Here is a 22,670-nt window from a genome sequence, read left to right as displayed (position 1 = left end):
TCTTTTTTATAACTATAACAAAGCAGCCCCCACACGCCTCAGTTTAACATAAACAATGCTTTTGATAATATGTTTTATCTTGAGTTGATTTATTTCAAACTATGCTAAACCCAAAACACCAATTTCTTTCCGATTATCAACGAATAATCGAACATCTGTTTTTTTCTATATTACCAAAGTTAGTCTGGTACCAACAAAATCTATCTCCTTTCTCTATATGGAAAAAATCTGATGGATCTTTTGTTACACCAGCCGATTACGGGGTACAATTCCTTATACAAAGGAAGCTTTCAGGTGAAATTTCTGGCATTCCATTTGTTTGCGAGGAAACTGTTCATGAATTATGTGAAAAACAACTTCAAAGCGTCTATGATTTTGTTTCCTTGTACGTTCCTGACGTATCTTCATCACTCATTACAGATGTATTGTTTGGAGGACAACATGCTGCAACCGATACATTTTGGCTAATTGATCCCATTGATGGAACTTCAGGTTTTATTAAAAATCAGTCTTTTTCTGTAGTTGTCTCTCTCATTATTGATGGGGAACCTTGTATCTCTGTTATAGCTTGTTCAGACCCGAACATAAGGAAACAAAACCCACTTCAACCATATTTGGTCTTTTCTGCAAGAAAAAATCATGGTTCTTTTTCTCTATGTATTTCTAAAAAATCTATCAGCTACCAAAAGATATCTACGGCAACAGCACTTACTCATAGATTCTGCGAAGCGCCTATGGCTGCATACAATCAGCAACACCTGATAACAAAAAGACTAAGCGAAATTTTACCTTCAAGACCAAAACCCATTCGAATAGACAGCCAATATAAATACGCCTGTGTAGCTTCAGGGAAGGTAGATTTTTTCCTGAGAGTTCCTCACATAAAAACCCAGGCCAGCCCCTGGGATCACATCCCTGGGGCTTTGCTAACAGAAGAGGCAGGGGGTATTGTTTCCGATCTACTAGGGAACCCTCTGAAAATGAGAACCCCTCTGCAATTAGAAAATCAGGAAGCTATCATAGCCGCCTCTAATCCTAATATCCATGATGAAGTGTTAACAAAACTGAAATCCATTGTTCAGTAAGCCAATCCTAAAACTCCTCTTGAAAACGCTCCAAAAAAACCCTTTCGAGACTAATATTTTTGGTGTTCGAAATTTTGTAAGCTTCATTGAATATTGCTGGAATCCGGTCTAAAGAAAGCAAGACTTTTCTAGGGTCATAAGGCTTCTCTAGCTCTGAAGCAGCATTAATTAATCCCCCAGCGTTAGCCAAATAGTCTGGGACGTACAAAATGCCCTTAAGAAACAAGTCTTCAGCTATTTTTGGCGACTCTAATTGATTATTAGCAGCTCCAGTTATGCCCTTACAGCCTAGCACAGAAATACTTTTACTATTTAGTATCCCTCCTCTAGCACAAGGAGACAAAATATCGCAGGAAACACGTAGAATTTCGTCTACTCCGACAACATCAGCACCAAATCTAGTTTTGGCTATGTCCGTGATTTTATCATTCACATCAGCAACAACGAGAGAAACTCCTTCCCAAAATAGTTTCTCAGCCAGTTTAAAACCAACCATCCCCAGACCTTGAATCGCAACCTTCAATCCTCTCAAAGAATCTCCAAAGGAAGCATTCAATTTCCTAGCCACAGATTTTAAGCATAAAAAAAGTCCGTGCGCAGTGTAATAAGAAGGATCCCCACTAATGTTTTTCCTTCCGACAACATAGCTCGTTGCTCTTTGAACAAACTGCATATCTTCCGGAGAGGTTCCCATATCTTCAGCACAAATGTATTCCCCTTGCAAAGAAGCTACGGCTTGCCCAAAACTTTCAAACAAACTTTCTCGACTGAAATCACCCTCCGGCAAAAAAACTACGCTTTTTCCGCCACCTGTTTTAACCCCCGAAATAAAAGCTTTATAAGTCATCCCTTCTGCTAAACGGAGCACGTCCTGCAAGCCTTCCTCAAAAGAACCGTAATGAAGCATACGAATCCCACCAAGGGCCGGTCCCTGACGGGTATTATGAATGGCTACAATAGAGTCTAACTTCGTCTCCTCACAAGAAAACCTTACTACTTTTTCATAACCTTCTATTTCTAGGTCTTCCCGAATCAGTTGATACTTCATAAAACCTCTAAAAATCAAAGGGGAATGATCGTTAAAAATTATTTAAAAGTCAAAATAAAGAGAAATATCAATTTTTTCTAAAACTCATTATAATGATATCCTAAAACATCAAAGTCACTACAAAGAGAGTTCTAAAATGAGTAAAAGATTTATTCCCCACCCATGGCATGGTCCTGAGCTTTCCCCTGACAACTACGAAAGCTTGTGCTGTTACATTGAAATTACTCCTTCCGATTCAGTAAAATTTGAGCTTGATAAGGATAGTGGTTTATTAAAAATAGACAGACCTCAAAAATATTCCAATTTTTGCCCTTGTTTGTACGGGCTACTTCCTAGAACATACTGTGGTAAGCGTTCAGGGGAGTTCAGCGCTCAAAGATTAAATCGATCAGATATTCTTGGCGATAATGATCCTCTGGACGTTTGTGTATTAACAGAAAAAAACATCACCCAAGGAAATATTCTGGTCCAAGCCAGACCTATTGGAGGCATAAGAATCATCGATTCCGGCGAAGCAGACGATAAAATTATAGCTGTTCTTGAGGATGACTTAGTCTATGGAGGAATAGCTGATATTACTTACTGCCCCTCAACCATATTAGACATGATTATTCATTATTTTCTCACGTACAAAGCCACCCCGGATCACTTAATGAGTTCTGGGAAGCCTAAGGTAGAAGTAGCCGGAGTCTATGGGAAAGAAGAAGCGAAAGATGTTATTCGTCTCGCCCACGAGGATTATATGGAGTCTTTTGCCTAACACAAGGAGCAGCCCTGAGGGACTTTCCAACAGGGCCTATAGTTTTTTCTAAAGCAACTATTCTCGAGAAGGAATACTATCTAAGAAAGCTTTCGCTTCTTTCAAGGTACTTAGGGCTTCTGGAAAGCTTAAAATTTTGGACGCTTCCCCCAATGAAACCCAGCTATGGTCCGATATCTCTTCAGGGTCAGCTCGGACTTCTCCAGATACTTCTGCTATAAAGTACGTCACTTCCTTGGAAATAGCCTGCCCGTTTTGAGAAAATTCATACTGTTCTTTAAGCACCTTAGGGAGAAAAGAGACTACGCTTAACCCAGTCTCTTCCACAAGTTCTCTTTCAGCAGCGAACTGAGGCCCCTCGTTTTCCTCACTATGCCCCTTAGGGAAACCCCAATGCCCCCCCTTGGCATGACGAACCAAACAAACTTTCACATTTCTAGAAGAACGTCCTTCTAAGTACTTAATCGGAATAATTCCGAAAGAATAATCTTTTTTCACCGTTTCCATTGCCAACTTTACTGCGTATATTTAGATAATAATATAGTCGAATTATGTCCCCCAAATCCAAAAGAGTTAGACATAGCAACATCAATGTTACAATCTTTGGCATTCTTAGCAATTAAATCGATCCCCTCCACTTCGGGTATTGGATTCTCCAAGTTAAGAGTCGGATGCAACCGCCCTGTCTGAATTGCCAAAACTGTAACAATAGCTTCTATACCACCAGCAGCACCCAAGGTGTGTCCTATTAGAGACTTCGTAGCATTCATCTTTATGTTCTCAACGTGGGAACCAAAAGCTTTTCGAATAGCTGTCACCTCAGCAATATCTCCTAGTTCCGTAGACGTTCCATGAGCATTAATGTAGTTAACTCTTTCTTTTTCAATGCCAGCCTCCTTAAGAACTCCATCTATACACAATGTAACTCCCAATCCATCTTCTCTTGGAGCTGTCATATGGTAGGCATCACAATTAGTGTAAGTCCCTAACACCTCGGCATATATAGGCGCGTTCCTCTCTAAAGCTGTCTCTAAAGATTCCAAGACAAGAACTCCAGCCCCTTCACCGAGGACAAACCCATCCCTATCTTTATCCCAGGGGCGGGAGGCTCCTTGAGGATTGTCATTGCGCTGAGAAAGGGCTTTATTAGCTATAAACCCATTTAACCCAAGTCTGTTAACCGCAGCCTCAGATCCTCCACAAATAATTAAATCAGCCCTACCAGAAACAATATGCTGATATGCCGCGTCTATACAATAATTTCCTGTCGCACAGGCAGTAGAGATAGAATAATTAGGCCCTAGGAGACCGTAATCCATGGCTACAAGCGCTCCTGCCATGTTAGATATGATGTAAGGAATGAAGAAAGGCGAGAGACGTTTTTTCTCCAAAATCAACCGTTGAGCCCCATCATCTAAGGTTCCCAACCCTCCCATACCAGAACCAATGATCACTCCGCACCGATTGCTATCAGCAGGAAGGTTATCTTTATCCCAGCCAGACATGGATATAGCTTTCTTTGCGGCAACTACAGCATAAGTTATGAAAGGATCCACTCTTCGAGCTTGCTTTTTATCCAGATAAGGCTCTGGGTCAAATTCTTCTATCCATCCAGCAAAACGAGTGCTACACTCACTACATGGGAAATTTACAATGTCTCTGACACCGCTGACGCCGTTTAACAACTGCTCGTAAAAAGATTCCACATCATTCCCGAGAGAGGAGACTACTCCCATTCCTGTGACAACTACTCGTTTCTTTCCCATAAACTAAAAGTCCTCTTAAGAAGCCAAAAGCTTTGATGTAATCACAGCTCCATCCTTCCATACTTCTTCTAGACGATAATGATCTCTGACAGAAGAGGTGAACAAATGAATAACGATAAACCCATAGTCCAAGACCACCCACTCGCTGTGAGATAACCCTTCAACATACAATGGAGACAGCTTACATTCTTCTTTCAACTGACTGACGATAAACTCCGCAATTGCCCGAACATGCACCCCCACGTTACCTTCGGCAAAAACAAAGAAATCGGTCAACTCTGAGATAGCGCGCACATCCAAAACAACGGTGTTACAGCCTTTCTTATCATCAATCGCTTTGGCAACAATTTTAAGTGCGTTAAAGCAAAATACTTCCATAGGTTCCCAAGAGGATAACTGATTATCCAAGATAAGGTCGAGCTTTTTTTACAGAGCTCTTTCTGAATTTCTAAATACTATCCCAACCTTCTCTGATCGCAATTTTTTTTAATTTTCTATCAGGACGAACTACAATAGCTTCATCTCCGGAGAGCAAAAAAGGAAGATCTGAAAACCCATTAGAAAAGCAAATAATTCTTTTAAACATCCCAGACTGTCTCATACTCAAGACATGAAGAGCCTTTACTTCCCCAGTCAAACACACGTCAATATCTTCATAGAAACCAGAAGAATCCGAAAGATACGTACTCCCCAACCCTAAGCATCCCCAACGTCTAGCCAGGGGCGCCACCAAAAACTCCGGAGAAGAAGAAAGTATCATAGTAAAAACTCCTGCTTCCTGAGCTGACCTGAGCCTCTCAAAAGCTGGCTCATACCTCTGCGCTTCCTCTATACCTGCGGCAAAGCATTCCCCCGCGCTAGCGAGAAAATCAGATCTTAATCCCTTAAGCAATGCAGAAAAAACACTAGCGTTAAGAACAGACACATCCGCGGTCAGAAAAAACCGCAAAGCCTCCCTGAAGAATACAGGCAAAGACCTCTTCGAAAAAAGACCTGTTCTCAAAGCATAGAAATAAAAAGCCAAGCTAATATTACTTTTAAGAAGCGTTCCGTCTAAATCAAAAATGCACGCTGACTCGCAATTCATACTACTTAATTATCGCAAGCCATCCTTTGCTTCAATAGAGAAATCTCACTTTCTAGCTTCATCAATTTTTCTTTTCCCTCTTGAATCAAGGAACCATAATGCATGGCCTGCTCAAAACTTAGCCCTGAGCCTCCTACCATTTTTTTCCACCCTTCCAGAGACTGCTTCAACTGTCTGCGCCGATTCTCCTTTAAATCCACAACCATAGAGAGGTCATCAAAACTATCATCCGAACCAACTCGCTGTAACAGCTGTTCCTCCTGAAGAATTTGCAAAATCTCTTCACAATCGCTCAAGTCTTTTTCATAAGATAAACTTTCGGACTGTGATAAAAAATCCATTCCTAATAACATACTTCGCAAAATATTCAAACGTTCCTCGATCTCCGAAAAACTTTCCTTACCCGAATGAGCAATCTCACGAAAACTTTTGACACCATCTACGAATCTTTGCAAAACCTCTCTCTGCTCTAGGAGAATCCGCTCTCTGGCCTCTTCATTAGCTTTGACTTCTATGTTTTTCTGCTCCTGAATTCTTTCGTAAACCTCTCTTATTTTCGCCTTCAAAGATTGGACATCAGAGTAAACCAAAGAAACCGAACGCATTTTTCGACTGATACGATCTAATTCCCTTCCGGACTGAATGGCCGACGCCCCCGCCTCAATATCTGCAATTACCTTAGCCAATTCCTCTTCGAGTTCCTTGACATACTTGACAGAAGCCTGTTTTAACTCGCCTTGCTCCTGGCGAATTTCCTTTTCCAACCCTTTCAGACAATTCCAACATTCACTTAGTTGCAACCTGGTGGAAGAAAAAATCTCAGAGTTTACAGCCAATAACTTAGCAGCGCTTTGTAAGCTTTTAATCTCTTTTCTTAAGGAAAACAACGACTTCTTGAAACTGTCCTTAGAAGTCCCTTTTTTAAAATGCAAATGCACAAAAGCAGAAACATCCTCAGAGAACAGGTTGCTTACTTCAGTAGTGATCGACTTTCTAATAGGGAAAATGGTATTCCCCATGGCGAACAAACGTCGAAAAAATTCACTCTTAGCCTTTACCCTTATGGGAACTTCACTTAGCTCCCTTCTTAACCCGGCAATCCGAGAAGCAAAACTTCCTAGCCAAGTAGCCTGAATATATTTCTCTTCATAAAAGCTTGAATGACCAGCCAAACTTTTCGTTTCAGAGAAAATCTCTAGATCCCTTCTATCTACGGAAAACTGTGAGCCACCCTCACAGAAGGATTTGATATCACCTTCTAAGGAAGTTATTGCCAGATCAATCTGACTGATCACAAAACTGCTCTCCTCATCTTGACACTCCTTTAAGTGTCTAGCCTCTTTAGTAAGCTCTACATACTCTTTCCATAAACTCGCCCGCAACGTAGGGTCGCTCAAATCATGGAAGAGCGGCAAACATATCTTTCTTACGTCCCAAAAAACTCTCCAATCCGTAGAGGAGGTGTTGCTCAAAAGCTTCTTCATAACCTCTATCCCGTAGGACAACTTTTCTTGTAGGGAATCAATAGAATTGAGCGTCTCCACAACAGATGCAGAGTTACTTTCAACAAGAGATACCAAGGAATCTACCCCAGACCCTTGATCTAAAGAAGGTTTTCTTTCCGTGTTACTCATACTAGGACTCTGGCTGGGATTGACAAAGAATCAACAAGAGGCTAAGTTTGCTCCCTGTATAGTTTCTAGTCAAGCAGGTTTTTGTATGACAAATCGTGGCAGAATTCCCTATGAAGAAGCACTAGATTTGTACCAAAAACTTCCTCTTGAAAAACTGCGAAACTGGGCGCAAAAAGTGCGTCAAGAAAAGCACCCTGGAAGCATAGTTACTTACGTTTTGGATGCAAACCCTAATTACACAAATGTTTGCCGCATAGATTGTAAATTTTGCGCCTTCTATCGAAAGCCTCACCATAAGGATGCTTACTTACTCACTACTGATGCTTATCGAAAAAAACTAGAAAAATACCAGAACGCAGGAATTCGCACCGTTCTTCTTCAAGGAGGGGTCCATCCGCAAGTGGGTATAGATTTTCTAGTAAGATTGGTCCGGATTACAAAAGAAGAATTTCCGTCCATCCATCCCCACTATTTTTCTGCCGTTGAAATCCACAATGCTGCAAGAGTTTCTAATATCTCTGATAAGGAAGCGTTACGCCTACTCTGGGATGCGGGGCAAAGAACCATCCCTGGAGGAGGGGCAGAAATATTGTCGGAAAATGTTCGGAAGCAATTGTCTCCCAAAAAAATGCAGCCTGATGGATGGATCAACTTTCATAAGGAAGCCCATTCAGTAGGATTTAAAACAACTGCCACAATGATGTTTGGACACATTGAAACCGATGAGGATATATTGCTTCATCTAGAAATTCTTCGATCCACTCAAGATGTGACTAATGGTTTCTCCTCTTTTATTCCCTGGTCTTATAAACCTGAAAATACTGCCTTAGGTCGATTTATCTCTAGAACATCTTGCCCTGAGCGATTTTTTAGACTTTTAGCTTTTTCTAGAATTTATTTAGATAATTTTCCACACATAGCTTCTTCTAGGCTGGCCGAAGGGGAAAATTCTGGCAGACTCTCTCTTGATTATGGTGTAGATGATTTTGGGGGCACTATCTTGGACGAGAGTGTTCATAGATGCACCGGATGGTCTTTAGAAAGCTCGAAGGAAGAACTTTGTCAAATCATCCGTTCGGCTGGATACACCCCAGTAGAAAGGGACTCTTTCTATAACCACATCTCCTCTCAACCTACTTCATCCAAAGAGATTTTAGAGATCCACTGATAGTCCTATCGCAAGCGACAGGGCTTTATTTAAATAGCGCTTTTCCGTAAAACTTGTTAGAATCCCCGTCCTTTGTCTTCTTGATGCTATGCCCTTGAATAGTTTTAAGGATGCGTGTAAGTTCTGCTTTGAGGCAATTTTTTGTTAACAGCAGATTCCTGCCGCAGTTTTGTAATATTCCTCCAGTCACCATAGGGTTTGAAGTATGGAAATTCAATTGGAAGAACATGGAAATGTGTCGGTTATCCGCCTTATAGGAAAGTTAGATGCAGCCGCCGCTCCCGGTTTCGAAGACGACTTTAATCAACTCATTAACCAGGGTCGGTTAAACTTTGTCCTGAATTTGGATAACCTTTCCTATATGAGTAGCGCAGGTATTAGGTTATTGCTTCTTTTTTATCGCAAACTTACAGAGCTTGAGGGGAAATTGTTACTTTGCTGCGTTCCTGAGGCCATTTCTGGTATAATGAAATTATCAGGAATTGACCAAATCCTGCCGTTTTATGAATCAGAAAGGGATTGTTTTGCCAGGTTCTAATTGTTCTTAGCTATGTTTTCTTCTAACAAAAAATCTTGTTTTGAAATCTATTCAGCCAAAGAACCTTGCTTTGAGACACAAAAACATTTCTCTAGACTATTTAAGCGGACTGTTGTTCTTTTAGCAGGCCCTACGTCCGTGGGAAAAACAGCAGTTTCTTTGGCTTTAGCTCCCAAAATCAATGGAGAAATCATTTCCGTTGACTCTATGCAGGTTTACCGCAACATGGACATAGGAACAGCAAAAGTATCTTTGCAAGACCAGGCCGGCATCCCTCACCATTTAATTGACATCCGACATGTTCAAGAACCTTTTAACGTTGTGGATTTTTGCCATGAGGCCTACAATGCCTGCCAGGCAATTTTTGCAAGAAATAAGGTCCCCATATTGGTAGGCGGATCCGGTTTCTATTTTCATTCCTTCCTGAATGGTCCACCCAAAGGCCCTCCCTCCGACCCAGACATCCGCAGAGAATTAGAACACACATTCCAAGAAATTGGGATAGAGGCTCTATATGATCAGTTATCGAAGATCGACCCCGAATATGCCATTACAATCACAAGAAAAGACAAACAAAAAATAATCAGAGCTCTAGAAATTATTTGTCTTACTAAAAAGAAAGTTAGTGAACATCAGTGGGAAACTAAGCTAACCCAGCAAATAGAATACTCAACCAGAGCTTGGTTTCTATCCAAGCCTAAGGAAATTCTCTTACAAGGCGCCGTTGACAGATGCCATCGTATGATGCATCAAGGACTCCTTGAGGAAGTTCGCCAATTGATGGGAGAAGGCATCTTATGTAATCCGTCTGCATCGTGCGCGATAGGCTACAAACAGTGGATAGAATACTTACAAAGAGACGAACCTTTAATCGACTTTAGCAAATACATGGATGACTTCATTCGAGGAACAAAAAAATATACAAAAAATCAGATAACATGGTTTAAGAGGTACCCTACTTTCCAGGAGCTTGATATTCAATCCCTAGATATAGAGGAAACTGCTTCGATCATAGCTGCTGACTACCTTCGGTTTGGCTAAAATCATTTTAAAAGCTTTAATCTGGATAACTCTAATACATTTCCAAAAATAGAGGATTTTTTTTGAAAACTACTTCCTCGATACTTGGCCCAGGCCCTCAGTATTCTCTACTGAAATCTCTAGCCTATATATTTTTAAGCACAGTCTTATGCACCCCATTGATTTGCTGGTTATTCTTGCCTCATGTTGCACTAAAACCTTCCAGATCTTTCCCAATTAAAAACATTTTCCTTGTCTGCCCCAAAACTTCGGATCTCCTTCCTCCAATATTCTTTTCTGAAATTCTAGGTTTATATGCAGATTCTCAAACTTCACTTAAAAATTTTTCAGTACAAAATGCAGAAACCATTTTAAATAAGACAAACCTCTTCGATTACGTACATATAGACAAAGTTCCAGATAACAAAGGGTTAGTAATTTCTTACTCCTTAAAACAGCCTATGGCTTACTTGGGGAATTTTTCAAATATGCTCTTCGATGCCAATGGCAAATGCTTTCCATGCCAACCTTTTCACTCTCCTAAGAAATTGCCAAAAATTTTTTTCTCTTATTCCGATTTACCCCACTCCTTACAAGAAAACATCTCACAAACTGGATTACAACTAGCTCAAGAACTATTTTCCTGCCTTAAAGATCAGCAAATCTCAGTCATAGATTTGTCTAGGATTCATTCATATCCATATGAAATCATCGTAACCTTACAAAATGGCCTTTTAATTAGAATTCCATTGAAAAACTGGAAAGAGGCCACGCTTCTCTACAAAAAGTTGCATCCTAAACTTATCGAAAAGTTCCCCAATATGGTAATTTGCGATCTAAGACTTTCTGGACATATTTTAGTCAAAAACAACCTTTAGAAGACTATTTATGAAGTTTTTTTCCCATTCATATCAAAGAATAAAACCCTTTTAAAGTATAACTCATCAGATCTACATTGACTTTTTAAATTTGCAGTATATAATCAATTGGAAAGTCTCTTGTCCGAGAAACCCGTGGTGGCGTTTCTGGCGGGGCGTACCTAACTAAAATAATTCGCGTAGTTCAAGTTTTCATGGAAGAATTTGTAGCATATATTGTTAAGAACTTGGTAGCGAGTCCTGAGGCCGTTGAAATCCGGTCTACTTCCGATAATGATAGCGTAAAGCTGGAGATCAGGGTCGCTCAAGAAGATGTAGGAAAAGTTATTGGTCGTAGAGGAAGTACCATACACGCTTTACGCACTATTGTTCGTAGGATTTCTTCTCGAGTGAGAAAGAAAGTCGAGATAGATCTGATTCAACCCGAAAATCAAAGTGTGGCATCTCTGGAAGACGAGGAATTCTCTTCTAGTTGTTGTAGTTTTGAGGGCGGGTGCTGCCAGGAGGCTGCGGAAGAGGTCATAGAAGAGCCTCAATTACAGCATTCCTGCGGTTGTCATAGTGAGTCGCTTTAAAAAGCTAACAAAAGTCAAGTCAAGATTCGTGGCATAGTTTGCCTCTTTCCTTTGAGCAAACTGTGCTTTTGTTTTTTTGTAAGCTTGACCTACGCTCTCTTATCCAAGCCCAGCTAATTGTATATCCCCTTCACTCTCCTTATCTGGCAACGGTAAAGCCCTTCAGAGACAAGTTTGTGACAGATTGTTTTCATATCCATCCCTTCCCTAGCAAAAGCCTTCGGAAAAGTACTTGCCAACGTCATGCCAGGGATGGTGTTCGCTTCAGAAAATAAATATTCTCCATCATCCGTTAGAAAAAAATCTATGCGACAGCAACCGACTCCGCCTAAGATTTTGTAGACGGCTTTTGCTAAGGATTTCCCTTCGCAAAGCACATCTTGAGAACCAATCTGAGAATCACAAATACTCTCAAATGAAGAAACCCCATTAAGACCATATTTGCTATTATAGTCAATAAACCTTCCTCGGCTATTTCTGGAAATTGCTCTGGCCACTGAGCAAAAAGGCTCCTCCGAACCTCCCAAGCAAGCAAATTCCACTTCTTTAGCTCCAGCGACTTTTTCTTCTACAGATACTCTTGTATCTAAGGAGAATACTTGGTGAACACCTGCGCACAGCTCGTCTGTATTATTGACCTCGTAAATTCCTAAACTGGATCCTAAATGAACAGCTTTTACAAACATTGGAAAAGAAAAATATGCAGTAATTTCCTCCAAAATTCTGTCTTTCTCCCTTATCCATTGAAACTGCGAAAAATCTTTATAAGGAACAATAGGAATTCCCGCTGAGGCAACTACCTGTTTGGTAAGCAACTTATCTATACACAAAGAAGAAAAAATAATATTCGGCCCCGCGTAAGGTTTCCCCAGAACCTCAAAAAAGCCTTGCAAGCTACCATCTTCACCATTAAGGCCATGAAGCACTGGGAAAAACATATCACACTTAGATAACTGAGAAGCCACCGAGGAAGATAAAGGAGACTCCCCTTTTCCTAGGGGAACATCTATGTCTTCCCCTTCTAAAACATCCTCTGCTCCAAAAATCCAATTACCCTCTCTATCGATTGCAAAAGCTGTGACTTCATACCAAGATGGATCCAAGTTACTGTATACATTTCTTGCTGACAGGGTAGATATCTGGTGCTCTAAAGATTTTCCTCCAAAAATGAGTCCTATTTTTAGCTTTGAAACATCAAAACTAGCTAAATCATCATGAATCAAAGATACATCTCCAGCCCCCATCGTCAAACACACATCATGAACTTGTAGAATGTTCTTCAAAAAATCTACCAGCTCAGGACGAGGAACATAAAAAGCTTTGTTAAAAAACCTTTCATTAATTTTTCTTACAATGTTTTCCGAAGAAATCCCAGGAATAGGATCTTCCCCAGCGGAGTAGATATCGGTAAAAATTATAACATCTGCTTCATCAAAAACCTTTTCATAAGCATCTTTGCAATCCGCTACGCGGGAAAATCTATGAGGCTGACAGACAGCCACTAATCTTCTTTCCCCTATAGCTTCTCTAACAGCGCTTATCGAACAAGATATTTCTCTCGGATGATGGGCATAATCATCTAAAAGCAAAATTTTTTCTGAAGAAGGTTTCTTTTCTAATCGCTTCTTGACTCCAGAAAAATTCTTCAGCGCTTCTCGAATTACATTTTCTTCGATACCGTAAGAAAGGGCCAAACCAAAAGCAGCGGCAGCATTTAAAACATTATGCTTCCCTGGAAGAGCCAAAGCTATGTCTTCGTAACTCTTACCAAGGAAACTGAAAGAAAAAATAGAAGTCCAGGATGAACATTTATAATCTGAAACAATGAGGTTATTACTGAGAGAAAATCCAAAAGAAAACCCTTCAGAAGGTTTAAACTGGCAAAGAAGTGGACAATCTCCGTTGTAGAATAATTTTGTTTTATCAGAAACTTTCTCCATAAAGGAGTAAAAAGCCCTTCCTAAGTTATTAATGTCATGATCATAATTTACTAAATGCTCATAATCTAGATTTGTAACTATGGCTGAATGAGGTTTATAGGACTTTAAAGATCCATCACTTTCATCAGCCTCAGCAATGAAATACCTAGAATTGCCTGCTTTCCCATTAATCATATTATGATTGTTTCCACCTATAGCAAAAGAGGGATCCTTTCCGGCCTGAGTAAAGATAGCTGCAATCAAAGAAGACGTCGTAGTTTTCCCATGACTTCCAGAAACCAAAATAGAATCCGTTCCTTCCATAAGGGATGCCAACAGTTCGGAGCGATGTATAAGCGGTAGCTTTTTGTTAAGAGCTTCTAAATATTCAACATTGGAACCTGGAATGCCTGAACTATAGACAACTACTGCACCATCAGAGACATTGTCTTTGGAATGACCTTGCCAGCACTGCCCTCCCTTACGAACAAGATTTTTTACGTTAGCACCTAAAGATACATCACTGCCCGTAACTTTCATCTTCTTGTCTAACAAGATATGAGCCAGTGCACTCATACCTATGCCACCAATTCCTATAAAGTGATATACCTTCTCATTACTAATCACAAAAACCTCAAATCTATAATTCCTGCAGAAATTGTACTATCGTCCTAGGTTTTCTTTCCTTCCAATATTGCTCTAAGGACATTTTTCTTTTTTCCATGACCTGCGGAGACAACGAATATTCTATACTTTCTGCTAAAGCTTGAGGAGTTAAAAGGCTTTCTTCTAAAAATTCTCCTCCCCGAATATTCTCAACAAAAAACTCTGCGTTTTTCCTCTGATGATTATACGCTCCCGGGTATGGAATGAGTATAGCTGGTGTTTGGACACGTATCAATTCTTCCATAGTCTTAGCTCCAGCACGAGCTATCACCAAGTCTGCCACATGCATCAGACTGGGAAGTTGATTTTCAAAATTCGTTACAATATGACGGACTTTCATATTTTGGTATTCTTTCATTAGATCCTCCTTAGAACATTGGGAACCCACTATATGAAATACTCCCATGGCTGGATACTTCTTGTGTATATTTCTCAGAGCCTTAGGAAAAGTGACATTGAGAGTTTTAGCTCCTTGAGACCCGCCAACAACAACTATAATAGGACGAACGCCAGAAAAAATTTTTAAAAACTTTTCTTCAGCCTGTTTATTACACAAATCTTCTTGCTTGCAGGTAACCGTCGATGGATTCATAAAAGTTCCACAAACACCTCGAGAAAAAGGAGTCAATACACGATTCACTTTCCCTGGGACAATATTTTGCTCATGCAAAATGAAAGGGATCCTGGACCAGATAGCAGCAAGAAGAACAGGGAGGCTGTGGTAACTGCCAAAACCAATCATGTAATCGGGCTTAAAAGCTTTGATTCTACTTTTCGCCTTAAAAACACCTTTACTAAGGACCCTTAAATTGCGAAAAAACTCAAAAGGAGAGTGAACAATTACCGGAGCAGAAGGAACTTCTTGAATCGCAAATCCATCCCCTTTCTGGCAAATATGTTTGCAAACATTATTGCCCAAAAGTAAAACTTCTATACCTTGCTGACTCAATAACCGAGCCGCTTCAAGAGCAGGGATAACGTGTCCTCCCGTTCCTCCTGTTGCAAGGATAACTTTTCTTATTTTCATCTTCATATACTTTGAGTAAAAGAGTGACTCCACAGATATTCGCAATTAGAGAAGATCCCCCCTGACTGAAAAAAGGCAAATTTACTCCTTTACTAGGCAAAAGACCAGAAACAACAGCCAAATTTAGGAAGGCCTGTATAGCTATAAGAAAAGTAATGCTAATAGCCACATGAGCACCCTTTTCAGATCGAGAGGTCATAGCTATGTAATAGCCCCCGTAAATGAATAAAAGATAGAGTAAAATTAGCAATAACATTCCCAAAAAACCAAACTCCTCTGCAAAAATGGCCGCAATATAATCATTTTGGGCTTCAGGCAAATAGGTAAGCTTTTGCAAACTACTGCCCAATCCCTTGCCTAACAATCTACCGGACCCTGCAGCAATTTTTGCTTGATGAGGTTGATGCCCTCTTCCCTTCAGATCTACTTCGGGATGCAGATAAACATATATGCGGTTCCGAACATAGGGTAATCTATAGGCAGCGCCCCCTCCTAGAATGACTACAATGGATAAAGGGATCAACCAGTAACGAACCTTTAGAGAACTCAAGAAAAATATCGGAACTAGTGAGCAAGCAATAACCGCAGCAGAGCCATTATCAGGCTCTATAGCTATCAAAAAAATAGGCAAACATAAGAAAGACGCCAACCGAAGAAATTGAGCAAAAGAAGCCACCGATCGTGTAGACAATTTTTCTATACAAGCCAAGGGAACGAGATATTTAATGAATTCCGAAGGCTGTACCGTAAGATGCCCTATCCCCAACCATCGCCTAGCTCCATTCCGGCAAATTCCCACACCTGGGATCAATACTAAAACAAGAAACGCTACAGAAATAGAAAGAATCAGCGGGCTAGCTCCAACTACATCCTTCCACCCCACTAACCGAATAACTGCTGCTACCAGAAGGCCAATAACCACGTATATTATTTGTTTGATAAGAGCCTTGTGCGTACCATAACTCAAGGACCGATCTAGAACCTCAGCCGAAGAGGTATCAAAAACCATGATAAGGCCTAAAGAGAAAACGCCCAATAAACAAGAAATAATAAACCACTTCATTGGGCTCTAACCTACCTTTTCAATTATCGAATGCGCAACTGGTCCCCAGGTTTAATTTTGCGAGCTGAGTTCTCATCAAGGTCGTTCAACTTCAATAGATCTGAGACCTTCATCTTGTGGCGTAAAGCAACAGACCAAGCACTGTCCCCTTCATGTACGGTGTAATAATCTTCAGCAGAAGCCACAGCCACAGAATTTATCTTTTTTTCTTCTTTAGGCTCTGGCACCCTCAATAATTGACCTATTTTTAGCTGAGTTGAAGTTAGATTATTCAACTTCATGATAGCATTTACAGTGGTGCCATTAGCTTTTGCTATTCTTTCCAGAAAGTCTCCTTTCTTGACCACTATGGTGATGAATTGCTCTGCTTTTTCCTGGGAGACAGCGCCATCCCTTTTCATAACTTCTACGGAAGGCACATTTGCTGACTCTTTATTGGCCATTACTGTGGTTGATCCCACATTGCTCACCTGCCCTTGTGTTTTACTAGTTCCCTCCTGAGGTTTTGTATTGGAAGGCGCCGAGGGAACACCTGGAGAGGATACTTCTGGAACTTTCGCTATCACTACAGGTTCTTCCATAAATTGACGGACTAACTCTCCATTCCCCCCACCCGTTGAAGTTCCCTCAGCATTAGGAGAAACCTCTACTATCGGAGCCCGAAAAGCTGACGCTGGTATCTCCAAATTCTTCTCTTCTGAGCGCTTTGCCGTAATGAATAAAGCTCCGAGTAAAGCACAATTAAGAACAGCTGCAATGATGACAGTATCTCTACGATTCATAACAATGACTCCCGCAATCCGTGCACTAACCGTTTAAAGACATCCCCTCGATGTTCAAAACTAGCAAACTGATCAAAACTAGCACATCCTGGGGAAAGCAAAACAGTATCGCCCACAATAGCCTCACCTTTGGCCAACTCCACAGCGGCTTCCAAAGACTCTACTTCACTTGTTTCGTACCATCTCGAAAAAGCTATGAGAATCTCACCCCTGCTTTCACCAAAAGTAATGACTTTTCTTATTTTATTTCCTACTTCTTCAAGCAATTGAGACACTAGAAAAGAGAAATCGCCCCCCTTGTTTCTCCCTCCAAGAAGCAAAATTACCTCTCCCTGCACAGAACTGACAGCCTTGATGACAGAATCAAAAGTCGTCGCCTTGCTATCGTTAACGTAACAAACTCCAGAAACATTTGCAACGAACTCTAATCTATGCGCAGGCTTACGAAAAGTTTGTACAGCGCTCACAAACTCCTCATCACTCACGTCAATAACCGTTCTGGCCAGTGCCAAAGCTGCACAGTAATTCCTCCTATCATGCGAGTAAACACTTTTTAATGCATCTTCTTTATCCCACAGAAATTGCATCTTCCCGTAGTGATTACAAAGAGATATCCCCACTCCATCAAATTTTTTAGCGATAATATGTCCTTCTGCAAATAGGTTTTCTCTATTTTTAAGATATCTAACAATCCTACATTTTGCTACAGAGTAATCCTCCATGCTTCCATGATAATCAATATGATTACTAGAAATATTTAAGACGGCAGCGGAAGAAAGAATTGGAAATTCTAAGGCCATTACAGATTGAAAAGAACTAATCTCTATCACACGAATTCCTGGAGCATCTAGCGTATCCAACAGAGGCAAACCTATGTTGCCTACGGCTAGAGCAGGAATTCCCTGACTATTTATCAAATGAGAGAGAAATTCTACTGTTGTCGTTTTCCCATTACTTCCTGTCACCCCTATACAGGGGTACTTGTTAAGCCTTGCATCGCCAAAAGCGAGTTCCAATTCTGTAACAACAGGTAATCCCCTATTTTTAGCTTCTAAAATCACGGGATGATCACAAGGAATCCCCGGAGAACGCACTATACCAACAACAGCTTCTGGTAAAGCAGCCTTATCTGAAATAACGGGGAACCTCAACCTTATACTTTTCAACACGGGCTCTCTATCCATTCCTAGCAAAGGAACCCCTTTTTCATCCAAATATTTGGCTGCGGACAACCCGCTCACGCCAAGCCCCAGAATAACTACAGACTTTTTCATAAAAAACTCAATACTGCAGACAAAACCCCAATTACACCCAAAATAGCTCCAGCATACCAAAACCCAACAACCACTCTATTTTCTGGTATGCCTTTATATTCAAAATGATGGTGCAACGGAGAACACAAAAAGATACGCTTATTTCTGATCTTAACAGAAGCTATTTGAAGAATAACTGATAAGGCTTCTGCTACGAACACCCCCCCAATGATGAGAAGGAGCAGCTCTTGACGGATGGAAACAACGCAAGTCCCAAGCACTCCGCCTAACATCATAGATCCTGTATCTCCCATAAAAATTCTAGCTGGGAATTTGTTATACAAGAAGAACCCAGAACAAACCCCAACGGTGCTTGATAACAATAATAAAATCTCTACTGGTGCTTTCACTGCATGACTAGAAAACATTTCAGAAAGAATCATTACGATGATAAAACAAGTTGATGCCATAAGCATACAACCGGACGCCAAACCGTCTAATCCATCAGTTAAATTCACCGCATTTACCGAACCAACGATTGCTAAAATAGCCAAGCAAAAGAGGAAAGCTCTTCCCAAAAAGGAAGAAACCGTTATGCCTTCTTTTATAAAGGGCACGTTGAAAATAAAAAATGAGTCTGCTGCACAAACATTGTCCGTTTTTTGCTCTTGATGCCATACCGATGACACTTCTCTAGGGCAATCGCTAGAGGAAATTTGGATAAGTCCGAATACGGTAATGGAAGCTATCAGCACTTGAAAAACGAATTTTTTCTTTGCGGAAAGTCCATGTCCTTTCTTACGTTTCTGCTTAACCAGATCATCTACAAAACCTAGAGACGCCCAACAAATGATGGAAAAGATCAAAAGCCACGCCATAGGGGAGTACACACCAAAACTTAGGAAACAAGTCGCAATCAAAACCATAGCCATAAGAACCCCTCCCATTGTAGGGGTCTTGCTCTTATCCTCGTGTAACTTCTTTAACCTCTCGCAATATTCTTTCTCAGGAGTATCTTGAATTTTCTCTTTCTTTAACCAACGAATGAAAGGATTTATCAACGCCAGAAATGCAAGGAAAGCAAAAGAAAACCCCCCCACTACTAAAGGAAAAGCTCTTTCAAAAAGAAGAGAAGAAAGCAAAGGACCATGAATCATGAGGACAACGAACTAAAAACAGTTTAGCAAAGATTCCAAAGCAAAAATCCGGGACCCTTTTAACAAGACAACATCCCCCTTACAAACTAACTTTTTTAGTTTCTCCACTAAGGAATTAGGTGTAGGATGAAACTCCACATTACACGAGCTTTGTTCACACATCCACTGTATGGGTTCCCATTTATCTCCAATAAAAAATATAGCTTGAGCCTTTTTCAAGGCTACTTCGGCCACGATAGCATGCCCCTCGTTAGAATATGCTCCCAATTCTGCCATATGACCTAAGACCAATACCGTTTTCCCTTGAGGGCCTGGATCTGGAAGAGACTCCAGGGCAGCCAGAACAGCTTCTGGACTTGCGTTATACGCATCGTTGATAACTGTAATCCCATTGCTTTCCATACTCTCAAAACGCATGGGAGGTAATTTAATATTTGGCAAAACAGACTCTATCTCTTCCGAAGAAATACCAAGAATGGTGGCAAGGGACACTGCTATTAAGAAGTTAACATAAGCAGGCTTGTAAGGAAACTTGATATTTAATGATAGCTCTCCAAAAGGAGTTGATATAACCACCCCATTATCCGATATGGACTTGTAATAAAAATCGGCTAAGAAATTACTAAAAGAAAAAGAAAATTGCTCAGCCACGGGATTAACATTTTTCATAAATTCAAAAAATTCGCTATCCCTAGGCAGAAGCTGTATTTGTGCCTTATTTACTCCAAAGATGCGAGTCTTTTCGTGACAAATCCCCCGTTTTCCATCGGGGAAAAATGCGCTGTGTTGGGAAGAAACTTGAGTAACCACAGCCACGTCAGGTTCGATAATTTTCAGAAGATTTGACATGTCCCCTGGTGAAGAGACTCCCATTTCTAGAATCAGGAAATCCTCATTACCTTCACTCATCAAAAGACTTAGAGGAACCGTTAGTTGCGTATTATAGCTTTTAGGACTGGAAAACACCGAATACACAGAAGAAAGAATAGCATCTAGGAAAACTTTAACCGTTGTTTTCCCCAGCGACCCAGTGATTCCAACGGTAACCCCTTCATACAAATTGTACTTGCAATTACCCGCTTGAGACAAAGCCTCTGACACAGAAGAGACTTTTATTAACTCCATGCCAAAGTTACTTCCCGAATATTCAGAAGAAACCACAGCAGCAACAGCCCCTTTTTGAGCTGCCTCTTGCAAAAAAGAGTGTCCATCAACGCGAGCTCCGGGCAAAGCAAAAAATACATCCCCAGCCTGAACCTGGCGACTGTCTATCACGACTCCGGATATTTTTTGTAAGGACGCTACTTCTGGAACATCTGGAAACAACAAAGAAACCCACTCAGACAGAAGAATAGGACGCATTTTGTTACCTAAAATTCTTTTTTTTCTCAGCTCACTATAAGAAAGATTTTGTAATGATTGCAAGAAAAGCAGAAAAAATGGTTGCTGACGAAAAGAAAATGCCCCCTAAAATCCAATATTTGTTAGACTTCTGTCCACTCGGTGGCATAGCCAAGCGGTAAGGCCGAGGCCTGCAAAGCCTCTATCCCCGGTTCGATTCCGGGTGCCACCTAAGGAATAGTTCTCTTTTCAGCGTTCCCTCCTATTGCTGCTTACTATTGTGAAGTAAAAACTCTCTTGGTAAGGTACGCATGTATCCCTTCATGGAGGTTGCGTCTTGTCTTCAGCCAAAAATCTTGCTTTCGGTAAGGATGCCATAGATAAATTACTATCTGGAATCAGTAAGTTATCTGCGTTGGTAGCTCCACATATCGGACCAGAAACTGTTTCTAGGACTTCTATCATCTCCCTAAATAGAGGCAGCTTGTCTAATGAACAAAAAAAACTCTTGTCTTTAGAGAATGATTTTGAAGTCGTAGGAGCGGAAATGGCCTTGTCCCTGGGAGATTCTGTAAATACCAAAGCTGGTGGAGGCAGTATTACTTCTATTCTCTTACTAGAAGCCCTTCTAAAGGAGAGCGTAAAAGCCATAAAAGAAGGAGCTCATTCAGAACAAATCATCGAAGGATTACACCTAGGAGCTCAAGAATTAGAAAAAGAGCTTTCTCAAATCTCTATGAGAGTAAAAGACTTAGATAAAATAAGAGACTTAGCCCTTTGTGCTTCAAGAGGCAATGAACTAGTAGCTAAAACGGTGCATGCAGCTTTCTCTGCCGTTTTCCCCTCGGGATTTATACTTGTTGATAATGTAGAACAACGTCCTCCATTAAGCAACACAGATGGCTTAAAATTGCCTTTTGGTTTCTCCTCTCCGTATTTCGTCTCAGATACTTCTTCTATGTCTGTCTCCTTATCAAGCCCTTACGTCCTCGTTGTCCATGAAAAAATTTCCGAACTACACCCATTTCTTACACTGTTTAAAAAAATATCAGAAAAAGGAAGAGACCTTCTTATTCTTTGTGAATCTATTTCTTCCCAAACTTTGTCTTCATTGATTATTAATAAAATTAAAGATCTTCTTCGAGTATGCGTAGCTTCTCCAAAGAATCCTTCTTCATTTTCTAAACATGAATTAGAAGATGCTGCACTTTTTTCTGGGACATTCATTGTACGACAAGAAAATCTTCCTTCACTTTCTCTAGAAGCTTTAGGAAAATGCGATCAAGCTAGAATCTTTTCAAACAAGCTGGTCCTATTGGGAAGTTATCTGCAACCGGAGTTGCATGCACTACAAATAAAAAAGCTTAATGAAAGCATTAAAAATACTGCCGACGAGCAAGAAAAATTTTTGTTTGAACAACGAAAAAAAAGATTATCAGAAAAAGTGTCTTTCATAAATATAAACTCAGCATGTGAAAAGAACTTCAAAGACCTTGAATCATCGATCAAAGAATGCATACTTTCTGTAGAAACAGCTTTAGAAAGTGGCTTTATTCCTGGTGCAGGAGCCTCTTTATTTTACGCTTCATCATCTCTCGAGGCACTGTTAGAAAATCAACCCGATTCTTCTACAAAATTAGGTATAACGGCTCTACAAAGAGCTTGTTTTATACCAATGTCTCAAATAATCTCTAATAGCGGTTTTAAACCAGAAGTAGTTATTAAAAAATTGCAGGCACTTAAGAATCCTGTTATGGGATTGAATGGTTGTTCAGAGCAAATAGAGGACCTTATTGCAGCAGGAATCTTGGATCCATATAAAACTGTAATAGAAACTCTTCGAAGCTCTGTTGAATTGGCTGCCTTAATTTTAAGATCTGAAGCTGTTATCAGCAAAAAATAG

General features: G+C 40.4%; 21 protein-coding genes and 1 tRNA gene. 9 read left to right on the top strand and 13 right to left on the bottom strand.

The features are described 5' to 3' along the window. Window positions 1-101 precede the first annotated feature (101 nt). On the top strand, window positions 102-1,085 hold the full coding sequence (locus tag KJA62_RS00430) for an inositol monophosphatase family protein (protein WP_213318085.1): 984 nt from the start codon (window positions 102-104) through the stop codon (window positions 1,083-1,085). Between the two features lie 7 nt (window positions 1,086-1,092). On the opposite strand, the gene KJA62_RS00425 is transcribed toward KJA62_RS00430, so the two are convergent. Then, window positions 1,093-2,133, bottom strand: a complete 1,041-nt coding sequence (locus KJA62_RS00425; protein ID WP_213318084.1) for a Glu/Leu/Phe/Val dehydrogenase family protein — start codon at window positions 2,131-2,133, stop codon at window positions 1,093-1,095. Window positions 2,134-2,269: 136 nt separating this feature from the next. On the opposite strand from KJA62_RS00425, the gene KJA62_RS00420 reads away from it, so the two are divergent. Continuing rightward, a complete protein-coding gene (locus tag KJA62_RS00420) occupies window positions 2,270-2,893 on the top strand; it encodes an inorganic pyrophosphatase (protein WP_213318083.1) in 624 nt (207 codons plus the stop codon). 57 nt (window positions 2,894-2,950) lie between these two features. Here KJA62_RS00420 and KJA62_RS00415 read toward each other — a convergent pair whose 3' ends face one another. From KJA62_RS00415 to KJA62_RS00395, 5 genes are all read right to left on the bottom strand, one after another. After that, complete coding sequence (locus KJA62_RS00415) at window positions 2,951-3,400, bottom strand: bis(5'-nucleosyl)-tetraphosphatase (RefSeq protein WP_213318082.1); 450 nt, start codon at window positions 3,398-3,400, stop codon at window positions 2,951-2,953. Window positions 3,401-3,408: 8 nt separating this feature from the next. Continuing rightward, window positions 3,409-4,659 (bottom strand): beta-ketoacyl-ACP synthase II, encoded by a 1,251-nt coding sequence (gene fabF, locus KJA62_RS00410; RefSeq protein WP_213318081.1) that lies wholly within the window; start codon window positions 4,657-4,659, stop codon window positions 3,409-3,411. 15 nt (window positions 4,660-4,674) lie between these two features. Then, the gene (gene rsfS, locus KJA62_RS00405) at window positions 4,675-5,037 is read right to left on the bottom strand and encodes a ribosome silencing factor (protein ID WP_213318080.1); all 363 of its coding nucleotides are present in this window, start codon (window positions 5,035-5,037) and stop codon (window positions 4,675-4,677) included. 70 nt (window positions 5,038-5,107) lie between these two features. After that, window positions 5,108-5,746 (bottom strand): HAD family hydrolase, encoded by a 639-nt coding sequence (locus KJA62_RS00400; RefSeq protein WP_213318079.1) that lies wholly within the window; start codon window positions 5,744-5,746, stop codon window positions 5,108-5,110. Window positions 5,747-5,751: 5 nt separating this feature from the next. Continuing rightward, complete coding sequence (locus tag KJA62_RS00395; RefSeq protein ID WP_213318078.1) at window positions 5,752-7,380, bottom strand: hypothetical protein; 1,629 nt, start codon at window positions 7,378-7,380, stop codon at window positions 5,752-5,754. An 85-nt stretch (window positions 7,381-7,465) separates the two neighbouring features. On the opposite strand from KJA62_RS00395, the gene mqnC reads away from it, so the two are divergent. From mqnC to KJA62_RS00370, 5 genes are all read left to right on the top strand, one after another. Next, complete coding sequence (mqnC, locus tag KJA62_RS00390) at window positions 7,466-8,548, top strand: cyclic dehypoxanthinyl futalosine synthase (RefSeq protein ID WP_213318077.1); 1,083 nt, start codon at window positions 7,466-7,468, stop codon at window positions 8,546-8,548. 205 nt (window positions 8,549-8,753) lie between these two features. Next, window positions 8,754-9,086 carry an STAS domain-containing protein gene (locus KJA62_RS00385; protein ID WP_213318076.1) on the top strand — a complete coding sequence of 111 codons (333 nt, stop codon included), beginning with the start codon at window positions 8,754-8,756 and terminating at the stop codon, window positions 9,084-9,086. Window positions 9,087-9,098: 12 nt separating this feature from the next. Beyond that, entirely contained in the window at window positions 9,099-10,127 is a 1,029-nt protein-coding gene (gene miaA / locus KJA62_RS00380) for a tRNA (adenosine(37)-N6)-dimethylallyltransferase MiaA (RefSeq protein WP_213318075.1), read from the top strand. Between the two features lie 62 nt (window positions 10,128-10,189). Beyond that, window positions 10,190-10,984 carry a cell division protein FtsQ/DivIB gene (locus tag KJA62_RS00375; RefSeq protein WP_213318074.1) on the top strand — a complete coding sequence of 265 codons (795 nt, stop codon included), beginning with the start codon at window positions 10,190-10,192 and terminating at the stop codon, window positions 10,982-10,984. Window positions 10,985-11,178: 194 nt separating this feature from the next. Next, window positions 11,179-11,559 (top strand): KH domain-containing protein, encoded by a 381-nt coding sequence (locus KJA62_RS00370; protein WP_213318073.1) that lies wholly within the window; start codon window positions 11,179-11,181, stop codon window positions 11,557-11,559. A 113-nt stretch (window positions 11,560-11,672) separates the two neighbouring features. Here KJA62_RS00370 and murC read toward each other — a convergent pair whose 3' ends face one another. The 7 genes from murC to murF are packed head-to-tail and all read right to left on the bottom strand — an operon-like array spanning window position 11,673 to window position 20,788. Beyond that, entirely contained in the window at window positions 11,673-14,105 is a 2,433-nt protein-coding gene (murC, locus tag KJA62_RS00365) for a UDP-N-acetylmuramate--L-alanine ligase (protein ID WP_213318072.1), read from the bottom strand. A gap of 13 nt (window positions 14,106-14,118) precedes the next feature. Beyond that, window positions 14,119-15,171, bottom strand: coding sequence for a UDP-N-acetylglucosamine--N-acetylmuramyl-(pentapeptide) pyrophosphoryl-undecaprenol N-acetylglucosamine transferase (locus KJA62_RS00360; RefSeq protein ID WP_213318071.1), 1,053 nt, complete (start codon window positions 15,169-15,171; stop codon window positions 14,119-14,121). Continuing rightward, a complete protein-coding gene (locus KJA62_RS00355; protein ID WP_213318070.1) occupies window positions 15,107-16,234 on the bottom strand; it encodes a peptidoglycan glycosyltransferase FtsW in 1,128 nt (375 codons plus the stop codon). The genes KJA62_RS00360 and KJA62_RS00355 overlap by 65 nt, the downstream gene beginning before the upstream one ends. 23 nt (window positions 16,235-16,257) lie before the next feature. Further along, window positions 16,258-17,016: a lytic transglycosylase gene (locus KJA62_RS00350; RefSeq protein ID WP_213318069.1), complete on the bottom strand. Its 759-nt coding sequence runs from the start codon at window positions 17,014-17,016 to the stop codon at window positions 16,258-16,260. After that, complete coding sequence (murD, locus tag KJA62_RS00345) at window positions 17,013-18,290, bottom strand: UDP-N-acetylmuramoyl-L-alanine--D-glutamate ligase (RefSeq protein WP_213318068.1); 1,278 nt, start codon at window positions 18,288-18,290, stop codon at window positions 17,013-17,015. The genes KJA62_RS00350 and murD overlap by 4 nt, the downstream gene beginning before the upstream one ends. After that, window positions 18,287-19,426, bottom strand: a complete 1,140-nt coding sequence (gene mraY, locus KJA62_RS00340) for a phospho-N-acetylmuramoyl-pentapeptide-transferase (protein WP_213318067.1) — start codon at window positions 19,424-19,426, stop codon at window positions 18,287-18,289. Before mraY ends, murD begins: the two co-directional genes overlap by 4 nt. A gap of 12 nt (window positions 19,427-19,438) precedes the next feature. Further along, window positions 19,439-20,788 carry a UDP-N-acetylmuramoyl-tripeptide--D-alanyl-D-alanine ligase gene (murF, locus tag KJA62_RS00335; RefSeq protein ID WP_213318066.1) on the bottom strand — a complete coding sequence of 450 codons (1,350 nt, stop codon included), beginning with the start codon at window positions 20,786-20,788 and terminating at the stop codon, window positions 19,439-19,441. Between the two features lie 140 nt (window positions 20,789-20,928). Here murF and KJA62_RS00330 point away from each other — a divergent pair. Together KJA62_RS00330 and KJA62_RS00325 are read left to right on the top strand one after the other, a co-directional pair. Continuing rightward, window positions 20,929-20,999 (top strand) — tRNA-Cys (locus KJA62_RS00330). A gap of 105 nt (window positions 21,000-21,104) precedes the next feature. Further along, the gene (locus KJA62_RS00325) at window positions 21,105-22,670 is read left to right on the top strand and encodes a TCP-1/cpn60 chaperonin family protein (RefSeq protein ID WP_213318065.1); all 1,566 of its coding nucleotides are present in this window, start codon (window positions 21,105-21,107) and stop codon (window positions 22,668-22,670) included.

Origin of the sequence: Chlamydiifrater volucris, from assembly GCF_902806995.1 — a bacterium.
Lineage (GTDB): Bacteria > Chlamydiota > Chlamydiia > Chlamydiales > Chlamydiaceae > Chlamydiifrater > Chlamydiifrater volucris.
Note: the sequence above shows the minus strand (reverse complement) of the source record. Positions and strands in the feature narration are given on the sequence as shown.

Coding starts and splice junctions, on each gene's coding strand:
- KJA62_RS00430 (WP_213318085.1), top strand. CDS start 102: ATGCTAAACCCAAAACACCAATTTCTTTCCGATTATCAACGAATAATC.
- KJA62_RS00425 (WP_213318084.1), bottom strand. CDS start 2,133: ATGAAGTATCAACTGATTCGGGAAGACCTAGAAATAGAAGGTTATGAA.
- KJA62_RS00420 (WP_213318083.1), top strand. CDS start 2,270: ATGAGTAAAAGATTTATTCCCCACCCATGGCATGGTCCTGAGCTTTCC.
- KJA62_RS00415 (WP_213318082.1), bottom strand. CDS start 3,400: ATGGAAACGGTGAAAAAAGATTATTCTTTCGGAATTATTCCGATTAAG.
- fabF (WP_213318081.1), bottom strand. CDS start 4,659: ATGGGAAAGAAACGAGTAGTTGTCACAGGAATGGGAGTAGTCTCCTCT.
- rsfS (WP_213318080.1), bottom strand. CDS start 5,037: ATGGAAGTATTTTGCTTTAACGCACTTAAAATTGTTGCCAAAGCGATT.
- KJA62_RS00400 (WP_213318079.1), bottom strand. CDS start 5,746: ATGAATTGCGAGTCAGCGTGCATTTTTGATTTAGACGGAACGCTTCTT.
- KJA62_RS00395 (WP_213318078.1), bottom strand. CDS start 7,380: ATGAGTAACACGGAAAGAAAACCTTCTTTAGATCAAGGGTCTGGGGTA.
- mqnC (WP_213318077.1), top strand. CDS start 7,466: ATGACAAATCGTGGCAGAATTCCCTATGAAGAAGCACTAGATTTGTAC.
- KJA62_RS00385 (WP_213318076.1), top strand. CDS start 8,754: ATGGAAATTCAATTGGAAGAACATGGAAATGTGTCGGTTATCCGCCTT.
- miaA (WP_213318075.1), top strand. CDS start 9,099: ATGTTTTCTTCTAACAAAAAATCTTGTTTTGAAATCTATTCAGCCAAA.
- KJA62_RS00370 (WP_213318073.1), top strand. CDS start 11,179: ATGGAAGAATTTGTAGCATATATTGTTAAGAACTTGGTAGCGAGTCCT.
- KJA62_RS00360 (WP_213318071.1), bottom strand. CDS start 15,171: ATGAAAATAAGAAAAGTTATCCTTGCAACAGGAGGAACGGGAGGACAC.
- KJA62_RS00355 (WP_213318070.1), bottom strand. CDS start 16,234: ATGAAGTGGTTTATTATTTCTTGTTTATTGGGCGTTTTCTCTTTAGGC.
- KJA62_RS00350 (WP_213318069.1), bottom strand. CDS start 17,016: ATGAATCGTAGAGATACTGTCATCATTGCAGCTGTTCTTAATTGTGCT.
- murD (WP_213318068.1), bottom strand. CDS start 18,290: ATGAAAAAGTCTGTAGTTATTCTGGGGCTTGGCGTGAGCGGGTTGTCC.
- mraY (WP_213318067.1), bottom strand. CDS start 19,426: ATGATTCATGGTCCTTTGCTTTCTTCTCTTCTTTTTGAAAGAGCTTTT.
- murF (WP_213318066.1), bottom strand. CDS start 20,788: ATGCGTCCTATTCTTCTGTCTGAGTGGGTTTCTTTGTTGTTTCCAGAT.